The organism is Roseovarius sp., from assembly GCF_018066915.1.
Lineage (GTDB): Bacteria > Pseudomonadota > Alphaproteobacteria > Rhodobacterales > Rhodobacteraceae > Roseovarius.
Genome location: NZ_JAGPVV010000080.1, coordinates 1 through 5,622, shown reverse-complemented (window position 1 = coordinate 5,622; position 5,622 = coordinate 1). Strand labels below are relative to the sequence as shown.

Genomic DNA, 5,622 nt, shown 5'->3' with positions numbered 1-5,622 from the left:
AGATACATTGAGCGGCGACCGCAACATGCCCGCCACCCGCCGGCAGAGCCGATTGTGCCGTGAGATTCTTGGCGGCGGCATGGCCCTCATGCCTGCGTCGTGCGACTTCCAGTGCAGCATCGACCGCGCTTTGATCGAATTCATAAAATTCTTGTGCCATTTCAAAGGCCTCCTTGGTTAAATTAAAGCACACCTGCAAAATAGCGCAGGCAATAAACTTATACTTTAAGCGCATCATTGGTTCAATGATTCGTCTTTAGGTTGTTTTTTTGTAATATTAATTCGATCAGGGACACTCAATCTCCAAGCCAAACCGCGCGAAGCGAAATCCAAATACGTCAGAGATTGTCGCTGACAGACATGCTCTTTTTCGCGCCGCGGGCAGGCTCAGGCAAAATCTCAGGGAGTTCCAAAATGAAAACCAGCACCCGTGTGGTCGTGATCGGCGGCGGTGTCGTCGGCTGTTCCGTGCTCTATCACCTGACCAAACTGGGCTGGTCCGATGTCATGTTGCTTGAGCGATCGGAGTTGACCTCCGGCTCGACCTGGCACGCGGCGGGTGGGTTTCACACGCTCAATGGCGATACCAATATGGCTGCCCTTCAGGGCTATACGATCCGGCTTTACAAGGAACTCGAAGAGATCACCGGCATGTCCTGCGGGTTGCACCATGTCGGTGGCGTCACCCTCGCCGACAATCGCGACCGGTTCGACATGCTCTTGGCCGAGCGTGCCAAGCATCGCTATATGGGCCTTGATACCCATATCGTGACGCCCGACGAGATCGCGAAAATCGCGCCGGTCACGAACATAGACGGCATCATCGGCGGGCTCTACGATCCGCTCGACGGGCATCTTGACCCCTCCGGTACCACCCATGCCTATGCCAAAGCTGCGCGCATGGGCGGGGCCAGCATCGAGACGCATTGCATGGTGCGCGAAACCAAGCAGCGCGCCGATGGCACGTGGGACGTGGTGACGGACAAGGGCACCATCCATACCGAGCATGTGGTCAACGCAGGCGGTCTCTGGGCGCGCGAAGTTGGGGCGATGGCGGGCGTCTACTTGCCGCTGCACCCGATGGAACATCAGTATATCGTCACCGACGAAATCCCCGAAATCTACACCCGCGATTCTGAGCACCCGCATGTGATGGACCCGGCTGGCGAAAGCTATCTGCGCCAAGAGGGGCGCGGGCTTTGCATCGGCTTTTACGAGCAGCCCTGCAAGCCTTGGGCGGTCGATGGCACACCGTGGGATTTCGGCCATGAACTTCTGCCTGACAACCTAGACAAGATCGAAGCCAGCATCGAATTCGCCTATCGCCGCTTCCCCGTTCTGGAGCAGGCGGGCGTCAAGTCGGTCATCCACGGCCCCTTCACCTTTGCCCCCGATGGTAACCCGCTGGTCGGCCCCATCCCCGGCCTGCGCGGCTATTGGTCGGCCTGCGGTGTTATGGCGGGCTTTTCCCAAGGCGGCGGCGTCGGTCTCATGCTGGCGCAATGGATGATTCATGGCGAATGCGAGCGTGACGTGACCGCCATGGATGTGGCCCGCTTTGGCGACTGGATCACGCCGGGCTACACCCGTCCCAAGGTGATCGAGAACTATCAGAAACGCTTTTCCGTCAGCTACCCGAACGAGGAACTGCCCGCTGCCCGCCCCTTCCGTCAAACGCCGATGTATGAGGTGTTCGACAGCATGGGCGCGGTCTGGGGTGCGCAATACGGGCTGGAGGTGGTCAACTACTTCGCGACTGGCGACGAGCCGCGCTATGAGACACCGTCTTTTCGCCGCTCCAATGCCTGGGACGCGACCGCGCGCGAGGTCAAGGCCGTGCGCGAGGCGGTAGGCATCAACGAAGTCCATAATTTTGGCAAATACCTTGTCACGGGGCCGAATGCCCGGCCTTGGCTCGACCGGATCATGGCGGGGCGCTTGCCCAAACCGGGGCGGCTCTCGCTCACGCCGATGCTCTCACCCAAGGGACGGCTCTGGGGCGATTTCACGGTCTCTTGCCTCAATGACGAGACCTTTCAACTCACCGCCTCTTACGGCGCGCAGGCGGTGCATATGCGCTGGTTTGGCATGAACGAGGCTGCGGGTGTGCGGGTCGAGAATATCTCGGACCGGCTCAACGGGTTTCAGATCGCGGGGCCACGGGCACGCGACGTGCTGATGGCCTGCACCCGCGATGCGCTGGGCGAGATGCGTTTTATGGATGTCCGCCACGCGACCGTCGGCATGGTCGATTGCCTCGTGCAGCGCGTCAGCTACACCGGTGATCTGGGCTATGAGATTTTCTGCGACCCTATGGCGCAACGCGCGCTCTGGGATGTGCTCTGGTCGACGGGGCAAAAGCACGGAATGAAACCCTTTGGCATGCGCGCGATGATGTCTCTGCGGCTTGATCGCTTCTTTGGCTCGTGGCTCAATGAGTTTTCGCCCGATTACACCCCCGGCGAGACCGGCATGGACCGCTTTATCAGCTTTACCAAGAACGCCGATTTTGTTGGGCGTGCGGCGGCAGAGGCGGAACGCGCCAAGGGGGCCGCGCGCAAACTGGTGGCGTTTGAGGTCGAAGCAACAGACGCCGATGTGAACGGCTACGAACCGGTCTGGATCGGGGATGAGGTGCGCGGTTTTTGCACCTCGGGTGGCTATTCGCACCATGCGGGCAAATCCATCGCCCTCGCCCTCATCCCGACGGAGGCAGCCCAAGCCGGGCTTGAGGCGGAAATCGAGATCCTCGGGCACAAGCGGGCAGCAAGGATGCTCACCGAGGCGCTCTTTGACGTGGATGGCGCACGGATGCGCGGCTGAGATAATAAAAAACCGGCGTCTGCTCAGGGGGCAGGCGCCGGATTTTTGAGTATTTTCAAAACGATAAAATCGACGCGTCAGTCTTTGCGCGCATCCGGGTCAGGCTGGCCCACGCCGATGAACACGCGCTTGAGCGGCAAGATCCAGACAAAGCCAAGCCCCACATAGATCAGCAATTCTACCCAGATTGACGGGCGGTCGATCCAGTTCACAAGGCTGACCGCGACCACCACATAGGCCGGAAGGCCGATCAGCAGCACGACCAGCGACCAGCGTTTCCGGGCCTTGTAACTGAGTGGCATCGGCTCTCCTCAATCCGCGAAAGGGTCTGTCACGAGGATCGTATCCTCGCGCTCGGGTGAGGTTGAGAGTAGCGCGACCGGGCAATCGATCAACTCTTCCACGCGGCGCACATATTTGATCGCCTCGGCCGGCAGGTCCGCCCAACTGCGTGCGCCCTCCGTTGATTGCGACCAGCCGGGCATCTCCTCATAAATGGGCGTGCAGCGGGCCTGTTGATCGGCCGCAGTCGGCAAGTAATCCAGCCGCGTGCCATCAAGATCATAGGCCACGCAAATCTTGAGCGTTTCGAACCCGTCCAGCACATCAAGCTTGGTCAGAGCGATCCCCGTAACCCCCGACGTGACACAGGTCTGGCGCACGAGACAGGCATCGAACCAGCCGCAACGCCGCTTGCGCCCTGTCACCGTGCCAAACTCATGCCCACGCTCGCCAAGACGCTGCCCATCTTCATCGTGCAATTCGGTGGGAAACGGCCCCTCGCCCACCCGCGTGGTATAGGCCTTGACGATGCCCAGCACGTAATCAATCGCCCCCGGCCCAAGGCCCACGCCTGTTGCCGCCTGACCGGCGATCACGTTGGACGAGGTGACAAAGGGATAGGTGCCAAAATCAATATCGAGAAGCGCGCCTTGCGCCCCCTCGAAGAGGATACGCTTGCCCGCGCGACGCTGTTCATTCAGCACCTTCCACACAGGGGCGGCATAGGGCAGAATTTGCGGTGCGATCTCTTTCAACTGGGCGATCAGCGCCTCGCGATCGACTGGGGCGATCCCCAGCCCCCGCCGCAACGGATCGTGATGCTGGAGCGCGCGATCAACCCGCGCAATCAAAGTGGCTTCATCCGCCAGATCCGCGACCCGGATCGAGCGACGGCCCACCTTGTCCTCATAGGCTGGCCCGATGCCGCGCCCGGTGGTGCCGATCTTGGTGCCTTTGCTCGCCGCTTCTTCGCGGGCGCGGTCCAATTCACCATGGATGGGCAGAATGAGCGGCGTATTCTCGGCGATCATCAGCGTCTCGGGCGTGATCGTCACACCCTGCTCGCGGATCGAGGCAATCTCCTTGACCAGATGCCAGGGGTCCAGCACCACGCCATTGCCGATCACGCTGAGCTTGCCACCGCGCACCACGCCCGAAGGCAGAGCATTGAGCTTGTAGACCTTGCCGTCGATCACAAGAGTATGGCCCGCGTTATGGCCACCCTGGAAACGCGCGATCACATCGGCGCGCTCGCTCAGCCAATCGACGATCTTGCCTTTTCCCTCGTCCCCCCACTGGGCCCCGACGACGACGACATTTGCCATGATTTACCCCTCGGCATTTGGTCCAAACCGCGCGCCGGTATAACGGGGGGACGCGCCGGGTGAAACATCTAATTCGCCTGAGCCGCCCGTGACGCCCCCGCATTCCCCGAATTGGCGGGCTAGGGCCGATTGCCGGGTTGCGGGCGGGCGCGGAATTGCATAGATAGCGGCAGACCGAGACACAAGCGTAGGCCCTCCCTTCCATGGAAAATGTCGTTCTGACCGTCCATCTTCTTCTGGCACTCGCCCTCATTGGCGTGGTGCTGCTGCAACGCTCCGAAGGTGGCGGGCTTGGCATGGGCGGCGGCGGTGGCGGAGCCATGACAGGCCGCGCGGCGGCTACGGCCTTGGGCAAAATGACCTGGATTCTGGCGGCGGCCTTTATTGTGACCTCGATCACGCTGACCATCATCGCAGCTCAGAACGCGGCCGGGGTCTCGGTTCTGGACCGTCTGACCGAGCAGCCGCCCGCAGCCGAGACCACAACGCCCGCGCTGCCCGATGTCGAAAACCTGATGCCGCCGCCCGCAGGCGACACGGCACCCCTCACGCCGACAGCGGACTGACACAATTCTTTGAGGGCGCTTTGGGATTGCGCAACATCATCTAGCGGTTGGCTTGCGCAATCCTTGCGAATCCTGTAGAGGTTAAATCCCGTGGCAGGGTGGTCTTTTGGGCCATCGTTGGGTTTTTGACCGACCATAAAACACACGAGATCACGGGGGCCTCAGCGCATGGCACGATACATTTTCATCACCGGCGGCGTTGTGTCTTCGCTCGGCAAGGGGCTGGCCTCGGCGGCACTTGGGGCGCTGTTGCAGGCACGTGGATTTTCGGTGCGGCTGCGCAAGCTTGACCCCTATCTCAACGTCGATCCCGGCACGATGTCGCCTTTTGAGCACGGCGAGGTGTTTGTGACCGATGATGGGGCGGAAACCGATCTCGACCTCGGACATTACGAGCGCTTCACTGGGGTTCCAGCGCGGATCACCGACTCGGTCAGTTCGGGGCGCATCTATTCCAACGTGCTGGAAAAAGAACGGCGCGGCGATTATCTGGGCAAGACCATTCAGGTCGTCCCGCATGTCACCAATGAAATCAAGGATTTCCTGCACATAGGCGAGGATGAGGTCGATTTCATGCTCTGCGAAATCGGTGGCACCGTGGGCGATATCGAGGGGCTGCCGTTCTT

General features: G+C 60.9%; 5 protein-coding genes and 1 pseudogene. 3 read left to right on the top strand and 3 right to left on the bottom strand.

Features of this window, described 5'->3' with window-relative positions:
* Positions 1-238: hypothetical protein (locus KBT70_RS04685; protein WP_296629367.1), on the bottom strand; the 238-nt coding region annotated here is incomplete at its 3' end.
* A 176-nt stretch (positions 239-414) separates the two neighbouring features.
* Here KBT70_RS04685 and KBT70_RS04680 point away from each other — a divergent pair.
* The gene (locus KBT70_RS04680) at positions 415-2,823 is read left to right on the top strand and encodes an FAD-dependent oxidoreductase (RefSeq protein ID WP_296629366.1); all 2,409 of its coding nucleotides are present in this window, start codon (positions 415-417) and stop codon (positions 2,821-2,823) included.
* Positions 2,824-2,900: 77 nt separating this feature from the next.
* On the opposite strand, the gene KBT70_RS04675 is transcribed toward KBT70_RS04680, so the two are convergent.
* Both KBT70_RS04675 and KBT70_RS04670 read right to left on the bottom strand, forming a co-directional pair.
* Entirely contained in the window at positions 2,901-3,125 is a 225-nt protein-coding gene (locus KBT70_RS04675; RefSeq protein ID WP_296629365.1) for a DUF2842 domain-containing protein, read from the bottom strand.
* A gap of 9 nt (positions 3,126-3,134) precedes the next feature.
* Positions 3,135-4,430 carry an adenylosuccinate synthase gene (locus KBT70_RS04670; RefSeq protein WP_296629364.1) on the bottom strand — a complete coding sequence of 432 codons (1,296 nt, stop codon included), beginning with the start codon at positions 4,428-4,430 and terminating at the stop codon, positions 3,135-3,137.
* A 203-nt stretch (positions 4,431-4,633) separates the two neighbouring features.
* Between KBT70_RS04670 and secG the strand changes: the two genes are divergently transcribed.
* Both secG and KBT70_RS04660 read left to right on the top strand, forming a co-directional pair.
* Positions 4,634-4,996: a preprotein translocase subunit SecG gene (gene secG, locus KBT70_RS04665; RefSeq protein WP_296629363.1), complete on the top strand. Its 363-nt coding sequence runs from the start codon at positions 4,634-4,636 to the stop codon at positions 4,994-4,996.
* Positions 4,997-5,164: 168 nt separating this feature from the next.
* Positions 5,165-5,622, top strand: a pseudogene (locus KBT70_RS04660) (CTP synthetase); the annotation flags it as partial.

Coding starts and splice junctions, on each gene's coding strand:
- KBT70_RS04675 (WP_296629365.1), bottom strand. CDS start 3,125: ATGCCACTCAGTTACAAGGCCCGGAAACGCTGGTCGCTGGTCGTGCTG.
- KBT70_RS04670 (WP_296629364.1), bottom strand. CDS start 4,430: ATGGCAAATGTCGTCGTCGTCGGGGCCCAGTGGGGGGACGAGGGAAAA.
- secG (WP_296629363.1), top strand. CDS start 4,634: ATGGAAAATGTCGTTCTGACCGTCCATCTTCTTCTGGCACTCGCCCTC.
- KBT70_RS04680 (WP_296629366.1), top strand. CDS start 415: ATGAAAACCAGCACCCGTGTGGTCGTGATCGGCGGCGGTGTCGTCGGC.